The following is an 18,575-nucleotide window of genomic DNA, read 5'->3' on the forward strand; positions in this document are numbered from 1 at the left end:
TTATTATTCTATAAAATGTCACACTTTTCTTTTATTTGACCCTTTATTTTTAATTTTGTATACTTCCCTCTAGTTATATATGTCCGTTAGGAACAATTTCATATAGATGGGAGGAATTTTTCATGCTTCGTTATTCTCTTTTAGTTTTATTAGGAGCGTGTAGTTATGGGATTTTAGCTATTTTCGTTAAACTTGYCTATGCAGAAGGATTTTCACTTGGAGAGGTAATTGGCAGCCAATATTTGTTCGGTTGGATTATTTTGCTTGCTATTACTCTTTTATTTTCTAGACATCGTGTTCCATTAAAACAAGCGTTAATTTTATTCGTTGCAGGTACATCTGCAAGTTTTACTGGAATTTTTTATTATGCTTCATTAAAAACTGTACCAGCATCTATTGCAATTATACTTTTATTCCAATTCGTTTGGGTCGGAATTATTATTGAAGCAGTCGCAACAAAAACATTACCTTCAAGAGAAAAGGTTATTTCCGTTATTTTCTTACTTGCAGGTACATTTTTATCAAGTGGTTTACTAGAAAAATCAGCAGGTGATTTCGATATGACTGGAATCATACTAGGTTTATTATCTGCTGTTACATTCGCAACATACATTTTCGTGAGCGGAAAAGTTGCTGTTGAAGTACCTTCATTACCGCGCGGTGTTCTCTTAATGACTGGCGCTTTAACTTTAGTAATGATCGTATTCCCGCCAACATTTATTTTTAGCGGTGCAATTTCTGAAGGACTTTGGAAATACGGTTTAGGATTAGGAACATTTAGTATCGTCATTCCTTCTATCGCCTTTACAATCGGTATTCCAAAGATCGGTTCTGGCTTAGCGACTATTCTTGGTGCAGCAGAACTACCAGTTACAACAATTATGTCTGTATTCGTTTTAAAAGAAGCGGTGCTATCTTCACAATGGATCGGTGTATCACTTATTTTAATCGGTATTGCAATCCCGCAAATTGCCTATGCAATGCGTGGACGTTATCATAAACATCATACACACAAAAAATTGGCAGCATAAAACGAGAGAGGATTTTCATTTGAGAATCCTCTCTTTTCTTATTGTATAATTAATGTAAATACATTAATTAAGAAAGAAGGCATTATACGTGGCAGCAAATCTAGAGCAATTAACTGAGATGCTAATTTCTATTCGTCGAAATTTACATGAGCATCCAGAATTATCATACGAAGAATTTGAAACGACGAAGACTATAAAAAATTGGTTAGAAGAGAAAAACATTACGATTATAAATTCTAGTTTAGAAACAGGCGTTATTGCTGAAATTTCGGGGAATAATAGCGGACCAATTATAGCAATCCGTGCCGATATTGATGCCCTTCCTATTCAAGAAGAAACACATTTACCGTACGCTTCAAAAATTCCCGGTAAAATGCATGCTTGTGGGCATGATTTTCATACAGCTGCTATTATAGGTGCCGCTTATTTATTAAAAGAAAAAGAATCTTCTCTTAGCGGAACTGTACGCTTTATATTCCAACCAGCTGAAGAAAGTAGCAATGGTGCTCGCAAAGTAATTGAAGCCGGGCATTTACATGGCGTGCAAGCTATTTTCGGTATGCATAATAAACCTGATTTACCAGTAGGTACAATCGGTATTAAAGATGGTCCACTGATGGCCGGGGTCGATCGATTTGAAATTAAAATTCACGGAGTTGGTACACATGCAGCTGTACCTGATGCTGGGGTAGACCCTATTGTCGCGTCCTCTCAAATCGTGATGGCACTCCAAACAATTGTAAGCCGAAATATAAGCTCTTCACATAATGCCGTCGTCAGTGTCACAAACATCCATTCAGGAAATACGTGGAACGTAATTCCTGAAAAAGCAACGCTGGAAGGAACTGTACGTACATTCCAAACTGAAACACGTGAAAAGATTCCTGCACTAATGAAACGTATTATTCAAGGGGTTTCTGATGCATTAGGTGTAAAAACAGAATTTCGTTTTTATGCAGGTCCTCCTGCTGTTCATAACGATACATCTTTAACAAACTTATCCTCTCAAGTTGCTGAAAAAATGAATTTAAATATCATCTCTCCTACCCCGTCAATGGCCGGAGAAGATTTTTCTTTTTATCAACAAGAAATACCTGGTTCATTCGTTTTTATGGGAACGAGTGGTACACATGAATGGCATCATCCAGCTTTTACAGTAGATGAGCAAGCATTACCTATAAGTGCAGAATACTTCGCTTTGTTAGCTGAAAAAGCACTTAAACAATTTGCATAAAAAAGGAGCCGTTAAGAAATACTTAACGGCTCCTTTTTTTAAGTTAAATCGCGTTTTAAAAATACTGTATAGGAAATGCTTAAAAATACAAATAAATATAGTAATAACATACATGAAGCAAACGGGAATGTTACTCCATCAATAAAACTTCCATTCTTTGAAATACTGTATAAATCTGTGTTTGCTGGCAATAAATATTTCGCCCAATCATATCTAGTCGCTGCTAATAATGCAATATTTCCTGATAAAGCAAGAAATAGTGAAATACCAATCGCACCTCCACTAGATCTTGTTAATACAGAAATCATAAATGCAAACGCTGCGTACACAATCGTCGGCAACCACGATAAAATATAATACTTACTAGCTTCCACAAAAATATTTTGTTTTATAATATTTCCATCTTGGAAAATAAGCTCGCTCCATGCAGGCTGTTGGAATTTATAAATAACAAGTCCACATAAAGTGGAGAAAATCATATTAAATATAAACAATAACGCTGCAAATATCACAATTGCTAAAAATTTAGATGTCAAAATTTTAAATCGACTCGCTGGTCGTATCGTTAAAAATTTATATGTTCCCCAGCTATATTCATTCGCAAAAATTGTACTTGCATACACGAGGATAAATGGGAGCAATATTGGAAATACGATAAAACCTGTATCTCTCATGAAAGAAAGCGGAGAACTGCTTGCCGGTGCTGTATCTGTATCTAAATGCTTCATCTTAAGCTGATATTCCTTTACAAGCTCGTCCCCAGATCGTTCTGCTAATATAGCTTCTTTTTTCATACCTAGCTTTTTCTCTATTTCTACAGTTCGTTCTGTATAATCGGCTTTCCATCCTTTTGTTTCCGGTTCTAAATACTTTACCGTAACCCACCCTAATCCAATTATTAATACTGCAATAACTGCAAAGGGAATAATCGTTCGCTTTCGCTTAAATATTTTATACAGTTCGTTATACACTAAATTAAACAATATCTTTTCCCCCTGTTAATTCTAAAAATTGCTCTTCTAACGTTTTTCTTTCTTCATATACACGATACACTTGAATATTTTTCTCAAGCAATATACGAATAACATTTGGGATTTCTTCATCTTTTACATGAATAAGTAGATCATTACCTTTTATTAAAACATCTTGGTCTAACATTTCTGCTGCTTTATTCGCATCATCTACACGTATACGGATTGTCTCCATCTCTTCTCTTTGATTATGCTGAATATTTTGCGTCGCCACATATTCTCCATGCTGAATAATGATAACTCTATCACACATTAATTCAACTTCTGAAAGTAAGTGACTAGATACAAGTACCGCTTTCCCTTGTTCATGTGCAATTTTCTTTATGTACATTCTCATTTCATGTATTCCACTAGGATCTAATCCATTCGTTGGCTCATCTAATATTAATACATCTGGATCGTGAATAAGCGCTTGAGCAATTCCTAAACGTTGTCTCATGCCGAGTGAATATGCTTTTACTTTTCGGTCAATTACTTGTCCCATCCCTAACAATTTCACTACTTCATTGATACGTTCTTCCGTCACGTTACCATTCATTCTTCCGAAATATGTTAAATTTTCATAGCCGCTCAAAAAAGGATAAAATTCCGGTGTCTCAATTACTGCTCCAATTTTCGCAGCAGTACTTTCAAATTTCTGTTTTACAGATTGACCGTCAATCCAAACTTCACCCTCTGTCATACGAATCATGCCGACCATCATTCTCATTAAAGTCGTTTTTCCAGCACCATTTGGTCCGAGCAAGCCAACTACTTCACCCTTTTTAACTTCGAAACTAATATTTTCTACAAGTGTCTTTGAACCGATTCGCTTCGTTAACCGCTCAACCTTTACAATTGATTGTTCATTTGTCATACTATACAACCTTTCCTTCCCATTCTTTGTCAGGTCTTTACACTGTAACATGATTATTTTTATGTGTAAAATAAGAAAAGGCATGATTTCTCATGCCTTTTCCTTAAATTAAAACGAATTTTCATCTTGTAAACTTTGAACAAATCGAAAACATTGCATCATCGATAATAGGACGATCACAATCATAATTATACTAACAACTACTATTGCATATATTGTAATCGGTGCACTATTTATCCCTTGTATTCCTGCTATTTTCATAAAAATAATCGTAAATAATTTCAAAAATAACATCCCATTCACTAATCCAAAAACAAACGCTGCTCCATAAATAAATAATTGCTCCTGACATAATAAACATAGTACGTCATTTCTCTTCCTACTCTCTGCTACATAAGATTTAATTTCCTCTTTCCTCACTTGCAGAAGAGAAAACGTTATTTTATATGTAGTAAAAATACAAATAAAAATGAATACAATAAACAGCATGTAAAAGCTCATTTGAAATAAAAGTGTAGTCTCTAATTTCCCAATAGCTCCTTCATTAAATTGGAGCGATATCATAAAAAATAAAATCATAGTACTCATAGCAACCCACATGAATTGCTTCATCCTTTTGGCAGCAAATGTTCTTATATTTTTTCTCACTAACTGACATAAAGACATATGTTCTTCCCCTACCTTACTTCATACCATACTCATTCTATACTACTAGTGTATAAAAATATGACATTTTAAACATCGCACTACAATCTGAATTTTTTCTAAGTCTTTAGTCCTAGAAAATAAAATGGAAAATAAATCATATTCAGAATATAATTGTAAAAAGGAGGGGGTTGCATGCGCATAAAATTACTATCAATCTTATTTTTATTATTTCTCACAAGTTGTAGCTCACTTAAAAACAATGAGATCGCCATTGTTGAGCCATACAAATTAACAGAAGAGCAATCTTCTATTTTACAAATGACTCCTTTTCAAGAAGGAGACAGCATGTTTTATAACGTTACCCTAAAAAATGAAAAAGATGAAATACATGCTACAATTGATTATTATCAAAATGGTAAAAAAACAAACGTAATTGCGAATATAGCTACCTCCCATTTTCAAAAAAAGAAAGTAAAGCTTTCTTTTTTACCACCTCAATCCCAACTCGATAAAGATGTACAAGTGCAAAAACATTGGTATGTTAATATTGAAGGTAGTTCCATGCTCGCTCCTGAAGAAGCACCTCCAATCATAAATAGCTCTACCTCTACTACTCTTCAATCTGCTATAAACTTAACATACAATCAAAAGACGACTTTAGCGGCTATAATAAAAACGAATAAAGAAACCGTAAGAATTCCAATGCTTGAGGAAAAAACTGCTATTGACCAACTATTACAAGAAAACGAACATGTTTATCTCTTTAGTATAGAACTAAAAAAAGAACACTAAAGCGGAAATGCAATTATATTGCATTTCCGCTTTAGTGTTTAACGAGGTGTACTTTTTAACAAATTAATTAATCTCATCCTCAACTTCAATTCTTTTCTTCTCTCTTGCAATTTTCAAAAACTCTAAAAGCTCTGGGTTAGTATTCATTTTCTTGTAAGCTACTGACATTTCTGCAACAAAATTAGAATCACATAATTCTTTATATACGACTTCTGTTTTATACAATTTATTTGCTGATACAGGTATTACCGTAATTCCGATTCCTGCCGCCACAAGCCCCATAACTGTTTGATATTCTGTTGCTTCTTGTACAATGTGTGGACTAAATCCTACGTCGCGGCAAAGTGATAAAATTGTATCGTATAACGCTGGCCATACCGGTCTCGTAATAAATACGAACGGTTCGTCTCTTAAATCTTCAATATGTATTTCATCCTTTTCAGCAAGTGGATGTGCCTTCGGTAAACATAACGTACAAGAAAGCTTTTGAATTGGTTCTAACTCTAGTAATTGCGTTGGAATTGGCGGACGCAAAAAGCCAATATCAATACGGTTATCGTGAAGTGCATGCACCTGATCCGGTGTTGACAGTTCATGTAATGCAACAGACACTCTCGGAAATTTCTTTCTATACTCCCTTACGATAGATGGTAAAATATCATATATCGCCGCACCTACAAAACCAATTGAAAGTGATCCCACTTCTCCCCTTTGGGCACTTTGTGCAACTTCTACTGCTTTATCAATTTGTTCGAACGCTTTTTTTACTTCTTTTAAAAACATTTCTCCAGCTTCTGTTAATTCAACTTTTCTCTTCGTTCTTGAAAATAACATAACTCCCATTTCTTTTTCTAATTGCTGAATTTGTTGACTAAGCGGTGGTTGTGTCATTTGTAAACGAGCAGCTGCTCGTCCAAAGTGTAACTCCTCTGCCACTACAACAAAATATTGCAAATGCCGTAATTCCATTTTGGACACCCTTTTCACTTTCAATTAATACATCTAATATATTAATAACATATAATTTATATATTAGACAAATTTTTCGAATGAACGTATAGTAGAAATTGTTAATTCTTTTTTACAATTTTTATGTAAAAAAAGAAAGAGGTGGGTACTGTATGAAATGGTGGAAATTAAGCGGACAAATTTTATTATTATTTTGTTTCGCTTGGACAGGTGAATGGATTGCAAAACAGGCACACCTCCCAGTTCCAGGAAGTATACTCGGTATTTTTTCATTGTTAATTTCATTAAAATTTAACCTAGTGAAAAAAGAGTGGGTACAGGACGGAGCAGACTTTTTATTAAAAGAACTTATTTTATTTTTCATTCCTTCTGCAGTCGCTGTCATACGCTACAAAGATACACTATCACAATATGGAATCGATCTCATTTTAATTATTATGATTAGTACACTTTGTGTCACTCTCGCTACAGGACTCCTAACAGAATTGCTACTAAAGCGGAAAGGATCAACACAATGATCGGCTTTCTTTGTTTACTATTAACACTATTCACATATTGGATATCGAAGAAAATGTATCAACGCTGGAATTGGAGCTTACTTTCTCCTCTTCTCGTCTGCCCTATTATTTTAATTGCTTTATTACTCGGACTAGACACAACTTATGAAACATATGAAACAGGTGGTCAATGGTTAACAGAATTATTAAAGCCTGCAACAGTTGCTTTCGCATGGCCAATCTATAAATACTTTGATTTACTCAAGAAACATGGAATAGCTATTTTACTTAATGTCATTGTCGGCTCATTTTTATCAGTTATTACTTCAGCACTACTAGCTAATTATTTTCAAATTGATTCATCGTTAGAACATAGTTTAGCGCCTCATATTGTAACGACACCAATTGCAATGGCCATTTCAGAAATGATCGGTGGTATGTCACAATTAACAGCTGTATTTGTTGTTTTAACTGCGTTAACAGGAGCATTGCTCGGACCTGCTCTCATACGTATATGCCGTATTAAAACAGCGCTCGCAAAAGGCATTATGTTAGGCACTAGCGCAAATGGAACCGGTACATCAAAAGCATTCGAAATCGGCCCTGTAGAAGGAACCATTGCAAGTTTATCTATGCTTTTAACAGCAGGAGCTAGTTTAGTTATCGTTCCGCTTTTCTTGTCGTGGATACATTGAAAAAGCAAGTGTTTAAACACTCGCTTTTTTATTTATATATTTATTTAAAACCTCATAATCCTCCGGGAAAGATAGCGTTAATTCCTTCATTTCATCTATCCTCTTCCAAGCAATTTCATGTATTAACTCATCAGGATCTTGGATTTTCATACTACCGCCTATTTTTTTAACGACATAATAATGAATGTATACAGGAACCCCGTATGTAATACCTTCTTTTTCGTATATTTTCTTTACAACTTCCACATTGTAACCTGTTTCTTCCCAAACTTCTCGAATACAACATTCTTCTAGTGTCTCTCCCTTTTCAAGCCCTCCACTTGGAACAGACCACCTTTTTTCTTCACCCTTTTGCCCTTGCAACACCATTAAAACTTCATTTTTTTCATTTATACATACTGCTGCACAACCTATCCATCTTTCCATATACATCCCTCCCCTACAAAAATTCACCTTTTTTATCATTTTCTCCTTGAAAAAAGAGGAAAAAAGTAAACTAATGACGAAAAATCACATTAACTTCATAGACAATCCCTTCTTAGAAATTAAAAACGGAAGGATGAAAATATGATTTCTAAATATGTTGTGGAATGTGTCTTTTGTGAAGAAAATCGAAAACCACGCCAAGCTATCGTAACAGTTCCCGCCACTACTCAGCTACTAGCCATTGAAAAAGTGCGTGCGGAATGTAAACGTCGTTTCGGAAAAGCTTTATTATTACAAACAGAAATTAAAGAAGAAATAACTTTTGAACAAAAAGAAAGCCGACCATAAATTGGTCAGCTTTCTTATCCGATCATATTTTCACATGAAGATTAGGGGCATCCTCTTTAAGGATCGGGATTTTCCCATTATGTACGTTCCATAATGGTCATCGAACAATATATTTCTATGCAATTAATTATTGAATAGAATAGGGCAAAACTTGTTCGCATTTTTAGAAAAGGGATAGGGATATAATTCAAGTAGTACTTCGAATACTCGAACTTTACACTCATTATATTAAAGTAAATCCTTTTATATGGGAAATATGAATTACTTACATAATTCATTCGTAAAACATATTAGTTTGCTATATTATTTTTATTCCATCAATAACATACATCCAGCTACAACTGGTGTCATAATCATTGAAAGCTTCAAAAGCATACGTGGTGCATAATTTGTAAACTTCGCCCCGATATACGCTCCTAACATCGTGCCCATTAATACTTGCAATAACAGTATATAATCTAGGTAGCCTTCTGAACTATATCCTAGCCCACCTCCAATCGCAATCGGCAATATGACAAGCATTGTTGTTCCTACAGATTGCTGGATTGTTAATCCTAATAGAGCCATTAATCCAAGTTGAATAAATGGTGCAGAACCAATCCCAAATGAACCAGCCATCATTCCAGTGACTAATCCGAGACATATACATTTCATTATATTGTCTTTCGAAAAATCTTTAATTTCTGCTAAAAGTAGTTCTTCCCTATTTTGAAACTTAATTAATTTAACAAACATAAAAATTGCAGATAAAAATAACATCCCAGCTGTAAACCAATGAAGAAGATGCGGTGGTATAAGTGAACCAAGCTTTGCACCAATATAAGAACCAAGTGCTCCACATCCACCAACAATCCCTCCTATAGTAACTACAACATTTCCTTCACGATAATGACTTATAACCCCAGATAATGTCGTAAATGCCATTGCAGTTAAAGACGTTGCAAGCGCAACATGAATAGGAATGTGGAATACTAAAGTGAGTATTGCGATAATAAAACCAGCTCCCCCTGCTCCAACAAATCCTAATAAAACTCCCATTACTAACATCGTTATAATAATTGCCACAGACTTTCCCTCCAGTAAAGCAATTATCCATCATATTCTTCCTTGTATACAAATAAAAAGCATCCTAGATGGATGCTTTTTATTTCAATAATATGTACTTAATCTTGATTAATCAAAATAACTGCCGGACCAGCGACTACTACTCCAGCTACTTCTATCTTTTCAAATTCCTTTACTGTAATAGATATAACTCCTTCTCTTTCCATTAATTCTTTACTCAGGACATCAGTCGGGATTGCTTTCACCGTCTTACCTCCTTTTCATTTATACAATATGATAAAGTGAAACTTTGAAGTGGGAGTCTTATTGCCCGCAAATAGCGAGATAAAAACAACCCAATGCATCCATATATATGCATCACCTCCGCTTTCATTCCTTATTCCACTCAAAATCCTTCTCTCCCTTCCGTAATATATTGAAAAATAAAAAAGCACTCGCAAAAGCGAGTGCTTTTTTATTATTTACTTTCTATTACTTTTAACATTCTATTAATAAATGCTGCCGATTCTCCACGCGTTGCAGAACCTTTCGGCATAAATTCATTATTTTCATTTCCTTTTACAATACCTAATCCATAAACACGTTGTACAGCTTGTTTATCATATGCTAAATCTTGATCCGAGAATGGTAACGGAACTAAGTTACCTTTAATTTTTTTATATTGCAGTGCACGATCAATCATGATAACAGCTTCATCTCGTTTAATCGTATCATTTGGAGCAAACGTCCCATTTCCTCTACCACTTATTATCCCGGCAGTTGCTGCACGATTAATACCATCTATTAGCGATGGATGTGCTGTATTTAAATCATTAAAATTCGATGATCCTTCAGGTAACTGTAATGATCTTGAAATTAAATTCGCAAATTCGCCACGTGTGACAAGACGCTCTGGCCAATAAGAACCTTTCCCATCCCCAATCATAATGCCTCGTTTATCTAATTCACGAATGTCTGCTTCGTACCAACCACCTGTTATATCATCTTTATGGTTCGCATCATAATAAACCTTTGTTCCTTGTAAGAATGGTTCCCACGCATTATTTTTAATCATAATAGCCGGACAATTCTTTCCACTCCAGAATTGATGTTTCTTCACATTTTCTAAAGGAATATGTAATTCTCCCATTAAGTAAGCTGTTAATTTACGAGCATTTTCAACAGCTTTATTATAATCACCATCTTCGTTTACAGCAATTTCAATCGCAATTGATTCTCGATTTCCAGTTCCTTCTGCTCCATCTCCTGCATGCCAAGCATTTTCGTTCAATGGAAGATGTTGGTAAATTTCTTTATCGTCTACCGTAAAGTGCCATGACGCTGAACGATCTTCCGTTCCCGTTGCTTGGTTATATAAATATATTGCATGGTTTTTAGCATTTGCCCCAACACTGTAATTATCTGTCTCATGAATCGTAATATACTTCGGCTTCATCGCATAACCGGGACGGATATTTTCATTTCCTTTCGGTACAATCATTTCTTTTAAAGTTACACCATAAATATCCGTTGTTTTCTCTTCTATTGGTGCAGCATACATAACTGCTGCACGTTTTGTACGTGCTGGTGTTGCCTCTTGAATAATTGAAGCTTTTGTTCCTTCAAATTTTGCTGAAGGTGAATAAATCCATTTTATCTCATCATTTATTTTTACTTGGAACCATTCTCCGGCCTGTCCAATTGCTTGAATATTTTGTGGCTCCAATACATTTTCTTCTTTGTATGAAGTAAATGGTTCAGAGTAAGTAGAGGTTACTTCATTAATAACCAACTTTTCACTTAATAAAGGGTGAAATTCTTTAACCTCTACATTCCCCTCACTATTTTCTATCCATCCAGTTCCAGATGAAGTCCGAACATAGTAAGCGTTTCCTTTTCTCTTCTCAGCTTTTACAACTTGATTCGAAATGTGAACCCCTGTCTCTTTTTGAAAATTACTAGAATCATATAAAGGTACTTCTTTCACTATTTGTACAAGAAATTCGCCTTGCACTTCATTTTTTACTCCTTTATCTTCTCCTCGACCATCTTCCTCTTTCATATGGTTTTCAATACTTTTTAAAGCTTGTTCATCAGGTGAAACCGCTACAGTTTTTTCCAACTCATTAGCATAGGAATAATTCGGAATCGTTACCACGCTAAATACAATCGATGCAGCTAAAACATTATAAAATCTTTTTTTCATCATAATACTTAACACGCCATAATTAAATTCGTGTTAATTTCCCCCTCCTCAACCAAAATATAGGACATCTGGTAAACTATTAAACTACATAACCATTTACAATATAACAGACTCATTCCGATTCGTATAGATAGGAATGACTACTATTTGCCTACATTTACTATATTGGAATATAAAAAGAAGCTATAATATATAGCTTCCCTCTACATTTCTTTAACCTCTATGCACCTTATATTCCATAACTCTACCATCTCTATCAAATTGTAAAACAAGCTGTTCACTATCTATTGAAATAAAGCCACGTTCATTTCCAAGATAGTACGAAGTGGTAATCCCTTCTTCTCCATTTCTCGTTTCAGTAGGCGTTCCTAATAATTTTGTGATTTCTTCATTTGACTTCCCTGTTAATTTATATTTTTGCATTAGATCATCTACCATATGTACCCGTTTCTCTTCAGCATGTAACCACCGATCTTGATTAAACTTAGAGGTGTATGTATTCATACTTAATTGCGCAGTGCACACTATCAATAGAATACAACCTACTATCATTACACCTAGCATTTGCTTTTTTTCTGTATTATGATTTACAGAAGTACGTAAGACGAACTTTTGAATTACGACTAATATAGCAAATGGCATGACTACTACAAACATACTTTTTACACTTACTGACATATGAACCACATCAATAACAAACATAAACGCAAGATACATTAGTATATACAAACAAACATAAACATACAAAATACCCCTTAATATAGCACTCAAAAAGCCCACCTCTTTTTAATTTATTTTATAATTCATCCGGCTAATGATTTCTCGAAGTTTTTCTAACTCTTGATCTGTATATATTACTTTCCCTGTTAAGATCTCATTTCTGAAGAACGTTACAATTTGCTCTCTATCTTTTAATCTCGGCGTTTTTTCTTCAGACAGATCTAGCACTTCTTTCCCACTCTCATTATAAAAATATACAATCGGTTTTACTTTTTCCTTTACAATATCAACTTGTATTTCTTTTAAACAATTGTATAGAATATGAGATAATTTCTTCGCTCTATATACTGGATTCCCTTCATTTTTCACTTGTATCGTTAATGAATCTTCACCTGTAACGCATTCAAATGTCTCTTCTTTCTCTACTTCTTGTTGATACTTGCCAATTTCATCAATCATAAATGAATATATACTAGCATTTTCTTTCGTTAAGCCATGAATTAATTTCCCTGTCCATTCTTTCGTCTCAAGTAGATACATACCCGTTTTACTTAAGACAAGATGATGAATGCGACAATCATTTCCTCCATGCTGATTTCTAATAAAAACATTTGGCATAATATGCAATTCAGTGTCTAGTATTATGCCTTGCTCTACGAAGCCACGCTTCATATAATGTAATGTTTCGTGTGTATTCACTTCAGCTCCATTTTTCGTATACTCTCGCAAATTTGCAATTAACTTTTGAAACATGTGTATTTCGTTACTATGTTTTTCTTGTATTTCACTTCGTTCTTTACTATGTTGCATAGCTAATTGATTTTTCATCATACGCATATTTTCAAGTTCTCTAGCTGCACTTATTTGTAAATCATTGTATTTCTTCTGTTCCATATTTTTCAATGTATTTTGTTGTTCTTTATGCTCTGTAACCGTAGCTGCAATTTCAGTTTCATACGTTTCAATTGCTTGTTTCTTTTCAAATTCTACTTGCTGACTCTCTGATTCTAGCTGTTTATTTTTATAGAACAGCACGAATACTACAGCTAATAATAATAAAATCACACCTATTAGCACATAATCMATATCTTTACTCCTTTATTCCATTTTCATTTATTTTTATAAACATCCATTATATTATACTATGCTTTCAATATACACTTTGTAAAAATCACATATTTTTAATGAAGAGAGACTTTAATAAGCGATTTTTCTCATTCCCTACTGATTGTTTCAGGTTGCTCGCAAATAGCAGAATAAAAGGAATCTCAGGCGAGATACCTTTTACGTGCATTTTATTGTACACCATACTGAATATAACTTGAATCATAGTATATCCAGCCATTTCCACCTAAACCAAGCCAGCCATCTTGCTTACACCATACTCTATAAGCCTCACCGCGATGTAACTGTCTTATAACATTTCCATTTAATGATGGAGCATCCCGCAGATTCACATTATCACCAGTAATAGTCGCCACATAATGTTTATACTGAATGTAACTTGGATCATAGTATATCCATTCGTTTCCACCTAAAGCAAGCCAACCATCTTGTTCATTCAAAACTTCATATGATTCTCCTCTATTTAGCTGGCGAATTACACTAGATTGTAAAGATGGTCCACTCCGTAAATTTACATTATCGCCTTTAATTACAGCAACGCCGTAGACTGCAGTAGCAGTACTAGGTGGAGAAACATTTCCACCACCATTTGTTCCATTTCCTTGCAAAGCTTCTAATGAAACCGCTGCTGATACGTCACAATTTCCTACTACACCTGAAATTTGACCAGAATCTGTGTATTGCCATGCTGTCCACTCTGTCCATCCACCAGCATCAGCAGGCGGCGTACTAGAGTATTTAGAAATCCAAAGTGGAATATCGCTTAATCCGTTAATTCCAAACTCATTAATATACCAAACTCCTGTATATAACATGACATCTTTTCCAGTAGCCTGTTTCACATAATTTATGAAACTTCTTGCCCAATTAGATATAGCAGTACCAGTTAAATTACTATTACTCGGATCTATCGGTGATTCTAAATCTAAAACTGGCATTAAGTCTGTCTGATTGCTTTGTAATATATTCACAAAATGTTTCGCTTCTGAAATTGCATCATTTAGTTCTGGATGTGCAAAATGGTATGCACCGATTAATACATTCGCATTTCGTGCTGCTTGTACATTTTGAACCAAAGTAGGATCAAGATTATTCACACCTTCTGTCGCTTTTGCATACGCCGCTGAAATACCCGATCCCTTCACTGCATTCCAATCAATGTTCCCTTCCCAATGAGACAAATCGATAAACGTAATATTTGAACTAGATCTATCTTGCATATAAAAGCTCCTATCAATTTTTTTCATTTCGTATACATACAATATGTACAACTTTAATAAAGGGTCACGACGTTTATACTATAGAAATTGAGAGCAAACATATTTTATAAACAAAGTAAAAAGGCCTTATAATTACAAGGCCTTTTGTAAAATCCCTTTATTTTGTAGTAAATACATATTATAATACAACCCTTGCTCACTCAGTAATTCTTGATGTGTTCCTCTTTCTACTATTTCTCCATCATGCATAACAAAAATTTGATCTGCATCTTGAATTGTAGATAATCTGTGTGCAATTGCTATAGTCGTTCTCCCTTTTCGCATTTGCTGTAATGCTGTTTGGATCGCATCTTCTGTTTCTGTATCAATATTAGCTGTTGCTTCATCTAATACTAATACTTTCGGATTCGTTGCTATCGTTCTAGCAAAAGCAATTAATTGTCGTTGACCACTAGAAAATGCAGCTCCTCTTTCTACTACTTCTGTTTCATACTGCTCTGGTAATTTTTCAATAAACGTATTCGCTTGCACAAATTGTGCCGCTTCTTTTACTTCTTCATCCGTAATTTCTTCATTGTACATACGAATATTTTGTTTTACATTTCCCGCAAATAAAAATGCATCTTGCAATACGAGTCCTATTTTCTTTCTAATTTCTCTTTCTTCAAATCTCTCTAAATCTACACCATCTATTACAATATTTCCGGACTTAATATTATAAAATCGCATTAACAAATTCATAATAGTACTTTTTCCGCTACCAGTGTGCCCAACGAAAGCAACTGTTTGCCCTTGTTTCACGTGAAAAGATACATTTTTTAAAACATCACGTTTTCCATCATACGAAAAAGTAACATTTTTAAATTCAATTTCTCCATTAACAACTTGAGGATTTCCATCCCCTTTTTGAACTGGAGCTAAATCTTTCTCATCCATTAAATGAAATACACGTGATGATGAAACAAGTGCCTGTTGGAAAAATGATAATTTCATCATCATCTCATTTACAGGCTGGAAGAAACGATGTATATAGTTAACAAACGCATATAAGACACCTACTTCAACAGGACTCTTCAAAGCATCAATTCCAAATAAACCAAGTACTAACGCAATAGCCACAATATGAACTAAATCAGTTGCTGGACGTAAAAGTAACGCGTCTAACTTTAACGTCCGTCGCCCTGCACTATAATGTTTATTATTCACTTCTTCAAACTCTTTTCTCATACGCTTTTCTTGCCTGAACACTTGAACAATATTCATTCCTTGAATGGACTCATTCAACTTTGCATTTAACACGCTTAATTGATTACGTACTTCTAAATAAAAGGCTGCACTCTTCCGGCGATATAGCACCATAATTGCAAACATTATCGGAATTAATACGAGAGAAAATAGAGCTAGTTTTACATTTAATAAAAACATTGCTACTAAAATACCTATTAAAAAGACTACATTTTTGACAAATGTGGATAATACACTGACATAAAAATCTTTAATTGCTTCCGTATCATTCGTTATGCGCGATACAAGCGTACCAATCGGCGTACGATCAAAGAAACTTAATGACAACTTTTGAACATGATTATATACTTCAACACGCATATCTTGAACAATTTTAAAAGCGATATTTTGAAAATACAATAAGTCTAAATAAGTAAATAATACTTTTAATAAGTGAGCAATAAGATACACTACAAATAGAGTAACAAGTGCTGATTGATCAAAGTTACGTGGTACTAAATGTTCATCAAGAAATTGTTTAATTAAAAAAGGACCCATCATTTCAGTTACAGTTGCACCAACTAAAAAGATAAATGCTAAAGATAGTAACCTTTTATATGGCTTCATATAAGAAAGTAATCTACTTAAATCACTCCGCTTCTTCCCGGTCATCATACGCCTCCTTTCTCGACTAATGCTTCTAACTGCTGGCTCTCGTACATTTCTTTATACCAACCGTTTTCTTTCATTAATTGTTCATGTGTACCTCGTTGCACAATTCTGCCTTCATCCACAACAAGTATAAGATTGGCATGTTGAATTGCACTTAAACGATGAGCAGTAATAATCGTTGTTTTTCCTGCTCTTTCCCTCTTTAATGCATTTAAAATCGTTTCTTCTGTTTTTGCATCTACCGCTGATAAACAATCATCTAAAATTAAAATTTCCGCATTCGTTAATAAAGCACGTGCAATAGAGATTCTCTGTTTTTGACCTCCAGATAACGAAACGCCTCTTTCTCCTACTACCGTTTCATACCCTTCTGAAAATTGGAGGATGTCATTATGAATACAAGCAATCTCTGCAGCGCGGGTTATTTCATTATATGTAGCATCCGCCTTTCCGAAGGCAATATTCTCCCCAATACTCGCTGAAAATAAAAAATGATCTTGCGGCACGTATGAAATGGCAGAACGGACACCGTAAAGTGTTACATCGCGAATATCCCGCTCCCCAACTTTTAATTCACCACTAAAATGATCATACTCACGGATTAAACATTTTAATAAAGTCGTTTTCCCTGCTCCTGTACGTCCGACAACTCCTAGTGTTTCACCCTTCTTCAAATCAAAGTGAACATCTATTAGCTGTAACAGTTCATTTTTCTTATATGAAAATGAATCGACCGCAAATGTAACATCACCGCTTGCTACTTTATGTACAGCATCTTCTCTATTTACTACATCTGATTTTTGCGAGAGAATTTTTTCTACACGGTCATACGAAGCACGCCCACGCTCCATAATATTAAACAACCATCCAAAGGCTAACATTGGCCAAACGAGGGTACCTAAATACGTTGTAAATGTAACGAGATCACCTACAGTTAATTCACCCCTCACAACTAATACTGACCCGTAACACACTGCAATTAAAAAAGAAAATCCAACGATAAGAGAGATTGTTGGATCAAACAACGAATCAATACGTGCGACTAACATATTTTTATGTACAACATCTTCTGATTTTTTTCGAAATGCTTGTAAATCTTCTTTCTCTTGTCCAAGTGATCGAATTACCTTCATCCCACTCATACTCTCTTGCACTTTATCATTGATTTCTGAAAACGATTGCTGCGCTTTATGAAACCTTTTATGTAATAACGTTCCATAATAATTTGTCGAAATCGCTACAATCGGCATTGGGATTAAGCTTAACAATGTTAACTTCCAACTAATTGTAAAACCCATCGCTACGAGTACACATCCCCCAACCGCTAATGAGTCAACAAGTGTTAAAACGCCCGATCCAGCAGTTTGTTGAATCGCCTGAATATCATTAGTCGCATGCGCCATCAAATCACCCGTACGACGTGATTGATAGAAAGATGGGCTCATCCTTGTAAAATGTTCATATAAATTCTTTCGTAATTGACGGGCTAGTTTTAACGAAGATCCAAAAATCATAATACGCCATAAATAACGTAATATGTACATAGTAATCCCTACAACTACTAACAGAATAACCCACTTCAACAATTTTTCAGATGTTAATGTTCCATTATTAATTTCATCTACTACAATACCTAGTACTTTCGGAGCTACAAGTTCAAGAAGCGCGACACCAAATAACATAATAATTCCGATTATGTACGCTCGTTTTTCTTGTTTAAAAAACCACGCTAAATTAATAAATACCTTCATTTTTATCCTCCTCCCTTAAAATGAGCGATGTTTTCAGTTTACCAAAAATACTGAATTTTTAAAAGTTTTAAACTACATAACTAACA

The 18,575-nt window shown here is 34.5% G+C and carries 19 protein-coding genes; 6 read left to right on the forward strand and 13 right to left on the reverse strand.

Features of this window, described 5'->3' with window-relative positions:
- Window positions 1-122: 122 nt before the first annotated feature.
- Both AC1DMU_RS12670 and AC1DMU_RS12675 read left to right on the forward strand, forming a co-directional pair.
- Entirely contained in the window at window positions 123-1,031 is a 909-nt protein-coding gene (locus AC1DMU_RS12670) for an EamA family transporter (protein WP_476941510.1), read from the forward strand.
- An 88-nt stretch (window positions 1,032-1,119) separates the two neighbouring features.
- A complete protein-coding gene (locus AC1DMU_RS12675; RefSeq protein WP_048544151.1) occupies window positions 1,120-2,265 on the forward strand; it encodes a M20 peptidase aminoacylase family protein in 1,146 nt (381 codons plus the stop codon).
- Between the two features lie 38 nt (window positions 2,266-2,303).
- On the opposite strand, the gene AC1DMU_RS12680 is transcribed toward AC1DMU_RS12675, so the two are convergent.
- From AC1DMU_RS12680 to AC1DMU_RS12690, 3 genes are all read right to left on the reverse strand, one after another.
- Window positions 2,304-3,248: an ABC transporter permease gene (locus AC1DMU_RS12680; RefSeq protein ID WP_088064218.1), complete on the reverse strand. Its 945-nt coding sequence runs from the start codon at window positions 3,246-3,248 to the stop codon at window positions 2,304-2,306.
- Entirely contained in the window at window positions 3,241-4,152 is a 912-nt protein-coding gene (locus tag AC1DMU_RS12685) for an ABC transporter ATP-binding protein (protein WP_142291800.1), read from the reverse strand. Before AC1DMU_RS12685 ends, AC1DMU_RS12680 begins: the two co-directional genes overlap by 8 nt.
- Before the next feature lie 108 nt (window positions 4,153-4,260).
- Window positions 4,261-4,818, reverse strand: coding sequence for an ABC transporter permease (locus tag AC1DMU_RS12690; protein ID WP_088064220.1), 558 nt, complete (start codon window positions 4,816-4,818; stop codon window positions 4,261-4,263).
- Between the two features lie 174 nt (window positions 4,819-4,992).
- Here AC1DMU_RS12690 and AC1DMU_RS12695 point away from each other — a divergent pair, with 174 nt between their 5' ends.
- Window positions 4,993-5,592: a histidine kinase gene (locus tag AC1DMU_RS12695; protein WP_088064221.1), complete on the forward strand. Its 600-nt coding sequence runs from the start codon at window positions 4,993-4,995 to the stop codon at window positions 5,590-5,592.
- Between the two features lie 63 nt (window positions 5,593-5,655).
- Here AC1DMU_RS12695 and alsR read toward each other — a convergent pair whose 3' ends face one another.
- Window positions 5,656-6,561 carry an acetoin biosynthesis transcriptional regulator AlsR gene (alsR, locus tag AC1DMU_RS12700; protein ID WP_000423221.1) on the reverse strand — a complete coding sequence of 302 codons (906 nt, stop codon included), beginning with the start codon at window positions 6,559-6,561 and terminating at the stop codon, window positions 5,656-5,658.
- Between the two features lie 152 nt (window positions 6,562-6,713).
- Between alsR and AC1DMU_RS12705 the strand changes: the two genes are divergently transcribed.
- Window positions 6,714-7,079 (forward strand): CidA/LrgA family holin-like protein, encoded by a 366-nt coding sequence (locus tag AC1DMU_RS12705; RefSeq protein WP_088064222.1) that lies wholly within the window; start codon window positions 6,714-6,716, stop codon window positions 7,077-7,079.
- Window positions 7,076-7,753: an LrgB family protein gene (locus AC1DMU_RS12710; RefSeq protein WP_088064223.1), complete on the forward strand. Its 678-nt coding sequence runs from the start codon at window positions 7,076-7,078 to the stop codon at window positions 7,751-7,753. The genes AC1DMU_RS12705 and AC1DMU_RS12710 overlap by 4 nt, the downstream gene beginning before the upstream one ends.
- A gap of 12 nt (window positions 7,754-7,765) precedes the next feature.
- Here the strand turns inward: AC1DMU_RS12710 and AC1DMU_RS12715 are convergent, their stop codons facing one another.
- Entirely contained in the window at window positions 7,766-8,179 is a 414-nt protein-coding gene (locus tag AC1DMU_RS12715; protein ID WP_088064224.1) for an NUDIX hydrolase, read from the reverse strand.
- Between the two features lie 141 nt (window positions 8,180-8,320).
- Between AC1DMU_RS12715 and AC1DMU_RS12720 the strand changes: the two genes are divergently transcribed.
- Window positions 8,321-8,527 (forward strand): DUF3903 domain-containing protein, encoded by a 207-nt coding sequence (locus tag AC1DMU_RS12720; RefSeq protein WP_000624203.1) that lies wholly within the window; start codon window positions 8,321-8,323, stop codon window positions 8,525-8,527.
- 309 nt (window positions 8,528-8,836) lie between these two features.
- On the opposite strand, the gene AC1DMU_RS12725 is transcribed toward AC1DMU_RS12720, so the two are convergent.
- The 8 genes from AC1DMU_RS12725 to AC1DMU_RS12760 form a co-directional block, all read right to left on the reverse strand.
- Window positions 8,837-9,592, reverse strand: a complete 756-nt coding sequence (locus AC1DMU_RS12725) for a sulfite exporter TauE/SafE family protein (RefSeq protein WP_088064225.1) — start codon at window positions 9,590-9,592, stop codon at window positions 8,837-8,839.
- Window positions 9,593-9,690: 98 nt separating this feature from the next.
- Window positions 9,691-9,837 carry a BC1881 family protein gene (locus tag AC1DMU_RS12730; protein WP_000644411.1) on the reverse strand — a complete coding sequence of 49 codons (147 nt, stop codon included), beginning with the start codon at window positions 9,835-9,837 and terminating at the stop codon, window positions 9,691-9,693.
- A 212-nt stretch (window positions 9,838-10,049) separates the two neighbouring features.
- The gene (locus AC1DMU_RS12735) at window positions 10,050-11,777 is read right to left on the reverse strand and encodes an S-layer homology domain-containing protein (RefSeq protein ID WP_088064494.1); all 1,728 of its coding nucleotides are present in this window, start codon (window positions 11,775-11,777) and stop codon (window positions 10,050-10,052) included.
- Between the two features lie 213 nt (window positions 11,778-11,990).
- Window positions 11,991-12,557 carry a hypothetical protein gene (locus AC1DMU_RS12740; RefSeq protein WP_088064226.1) on the reverse strand — a complete coding sequence of 189 codons (567 nt, stop codon included), beginning with the start codon at window positions 12,555-12,557 and terminating at the stop codon, window positions 11,991-11,993.
- A gap of 6 nt (window positions 12,558-12,563) precedes the next feature.
- Window positions 12,564-13,583 (reverse strand): nuclease-related domain-containing protein, encoded by a 1,020-nt coding sequence (locus AC1DMU_RS12745; protein ID WP_088064227.1) that lies wholly within the window; start codon window positions 13,581-13,583, stop codon window positions 12,564-12,566.
- Between the two features lie 209 nt (window positions 13,584-13,792).
- Complete coding sequence (locus tag AC1DMU_RS12750; RefSeq protein ID WP_088064228.1) at window positions 13,793-14,842, reverse strand: GH25 family lysozyme; 1,050 nt, start codon at window positions 14,840-14,842, stop codon at window positions 13,793-13,795.
- Between the two features lie 132 nt (window positions 14,843-14,974).
- Entirely contained in the window at window positions 14,975-16,738 is a 1,764-nt protein-coding gene (locus AC1DMU_RS12755) for an ABC transporter ATP-binding protein (protein ID WP_060487428.1), read from the reverse strand.
- Window positions 16,738-18,489, reverse strand: coding sequence for an ABC transporter ATP-binding protein (locus AC1DMU_RS12760; protein WP_048544175.1), 1,752 nt, complete (start codon window positions 18,487-18,489; stop codon window positions 16,738-16,740). Before AC1DMU_RS12760 ends, AC1DMU_RS12755 begins: the two co-directional genes overlap by 1 nt.
- Window positions 18,490-18,575: the final 86 nt, after the last annotated feature.

It is taken from the genome of Bacillus sp. 01N45 (genome assembly GCF_056399205.1).